The organism is Variovorax sp. WDL1, from assembly GCF_001541225.1.
Taxonomy (GTDB): domain Bacteria; phylum Pseudomonadota; class Gammaproteobacteria; order Burkholderiales; family Burkholderiaceae_C; genus Variovorax.
This window is the reverse complement of the sequence record NZ_LMTS01000193.1, coordinates 11,650-13,815: the sequence shown is the minus strand read 5'-3', so window position 1 is coordinate 13,815 and position 2,166 is coordinate 11,650. Positions and strand designations below refer to the sequence as shown.

Here is a 2,166-nt window from a genome sequence, read left to right as displayed (position 1 = left end):
ACTACTACTACCAATCCCGCCTCGGCAACCGCCTGTTCGAACTCGACCTGGGGCCGGCGGCTCTGGCGTTTGCGGGCGCTTCCACGCCGCAAGACCAGCGCGACATAGACCGCGTGCTGCTGGACGCCGGCGTGCCCGGCTTCGCGGGCGCCTGGCTGCGCCATCGCGGCCTCGATTGGGCGGCCGACCTGCTGCCCTCGTTCCCCGGCCTCGCGCCGGGTTCCCTCGCTGACCAACCTCTGGAGAACCTGCCATGAATAAGCGCCTTATCGCCGCCGCCATCGCGGCCATGCTTTGCACCGCCACCGCCCATGCGCAATGGGTCGTGGTCGATCCCACGAACCTCGTGCAGAACACGCTGACCGCGATCCGCACGTTGCAACAGATCAACAACCAGATCCAGCAGCTTCAGAACGAAGCGCAGATGTTGATGAACCAGGCGCGCAACCTCGCCAGCCTGCCGTCCAGCGTGGTGAACCAGTTGCGCGCCAATTTGGCGACGACCGAGCGGCTAATCGCCCAGGCGCGCGGCCTGGCCTACGACGTGACGAATCTGGATCGGGAGTTCGCGCGCCTGTATCCCGAGCAGTACGCCGCCACCGTCAGCGGCGACCAGATGTACCGCGACGCGCAGGAGCGTTGGAGGAACACGCTCCACGGCTTGCAGACCACCATGCAGATGCAAGCGCAGGTATCGCAGAACCTGGGCGAAGACGAAAGCGTGCTGGCCGACCTCGTGGGCAAGAGCCAGTCGGCCGAAGGCGCGTTGCAGGCGATGCAGGCCATGAACCAGTTGCTGGCTTTGCAGGCCAAGCAGTCGATCCAGTCGCAGCGGCTCCAGATCACGCAAGACCGGGCCGCCTCGCTGGAGCTGGCGCGGCAGGCGGCGGCCACCGAACGCGCCCGCGAGGTGCGGCGGCGCTTCCTGGGTGAAGGCACGCCGTACACGCCGCAGCGCGTGGACTTCTACGGCAACTGACGGAGGCCGCCATGCGATGCGTCCTCGCCCTGTCGGTTTCGCTGCTTGTGGCGCTGCTGGCCGCTTGCAGCGAGCAGCCGACCGACAACCTTGCCGATGCCCTGACCGCCGATCCCGTGCGGCTCAAGGCATTGCGCGCGCAATGCGCGGCCGACCGGCAGGCCACGGGCGAGGACGCTTGCCGCGCCGCCGCCGAAGCCTTCCGGCGGCGCTTCTTCTCCGGCCAGGCCGGGCCGGATGAATACCAGACGCTGGCCGACCTGCCGCCGATCCCGCCCAGCTTCGAGGAACCGGCCGATGGCGTGGCGCCGGCCGTTCCCGCCGAACCGGAGGACACGCCATGAATGACGTGACCATCATCGACCAGTTCCTCAACACATTCGCCGCCTACATCGACTCGGGTTTCGGACTGCTGCGGAGCGAAGTGGCGTTCCTCACGGCCACGCTGATCGTCATCGACATGACGATCGCCGGCCTGTATTGGGCCATGAGCCATGCCACCGGCCAAGGCGAGGACGTGATCGCCAAGCTGCTGCGCAAGGTGCTCTACGTCGGTGCCTTCGCCTACATCATCAACAACTTCAACTGGCTGGCCAGCATCGTGTTCCGCTCGTTTGCGGGACTAGGCATCACCGCCACCGGCTCGGCCATCACGATGGAGAACTTCTTGCAGCCGGGCCGGCTGGCGAAAACTGGCCTTGACGCGGGCGGGCCGATCTTCCTTCAGCTCGACGACATGATGGGATTTCCCGAGGTGTTCTTGAACCTCGATGCCATCTTGGTGCTGTTCATCGCTTGGCTGGTCGTGGTGCTCTGCTTCTTCGTGCTGGCGATCCAGCTTTTCATCACGCTGATCGAGTTCAAGCTGACCACGCTCGCCGGCTTCGTGCTGGTGCCGTTCGCGCTGTGGAACAAGACGAGCTTTCTGGCGGAAAAGGTGCTGGGCAACGTCGTGGCCTCCGGCGTCAAGGTGCTGGTGTTGGCCGTGATCGTCGGTATCGGCTCGGGCCTGTTCACTCAATTCCAAGTCCATCCCGATGAGCCGTCCCTCGACCATGCGCTGGTCATCATGCTGGCCTCGCTCACTTTGCTGGCGCTCGGGATCTTCGGCCCTGGCATCGCCACGGGCCTTGTGTCCGGTGCGCCGCAGCTCGGCGCGGGCGCGATGGCGGGCGCGGCCATCGGCG

At 66.0% G+C, this 2,166-nt stretch carries 3 protein-coding genes and 1 pseudogene; all 4 read left to right on the top strand.

From position 1 onward, the window contains the following. Positions 1-257, top strand: a pseudogene (locus tag APY03_RS25645) (conjugal transfer protein TrbE); the annotation flags it as partial. After that, positions 254-979: a P-type conjugative transfer protein TrbJ gene (trbJ, locus tag APY03_RS25640; RefSeq protein ID WP_028240148.1), complete on the top strand. Its 726-nt coding sequence runs from the start codon at positions 254-256 to the stop codon at positions 977-979. The pseudogene APY03_RS25645 and the gene trbJ, both read left to right, overlap by 4 nt. An 11-nt stretch (positions 980-990) precedes the next feature. After that, complete coding sequence (locus APY03_RS25635; protein ID WP_068681369.1) at positions 991-1,323, top strand: hypothetical protein; 333 nt, start codon at positions 991-993, stop codon at positions 1,321-1,323. Next, positions 1,320-2,166 (top strand): P-type conjugative transfer protein TrbL (gene trbL, locus APY03_RS44475; RefSeq protein WP_232324403.1); only part of this gene is annotated, 847 nt, incomplete at its 3' end. The genes APY03_RS25635 and trbL, both read left to right, overlap by 4 nt.

Coding starts and splice junctions, on each gene's coding strand:
- trbJ (WP_028240148.1), top strand. CDS start 254: ATGAATAAGCGCCTTATCGCCGCCGCCATCGCGGCCATGCTTTGCACC.
- APY03_RS25635 (WP_068681369.1), top strand. CDS start 991: ATGCGATGCGTCCTCGCCCTGTCGGTTTCGCTGCTTGTGGCGCTGCTG.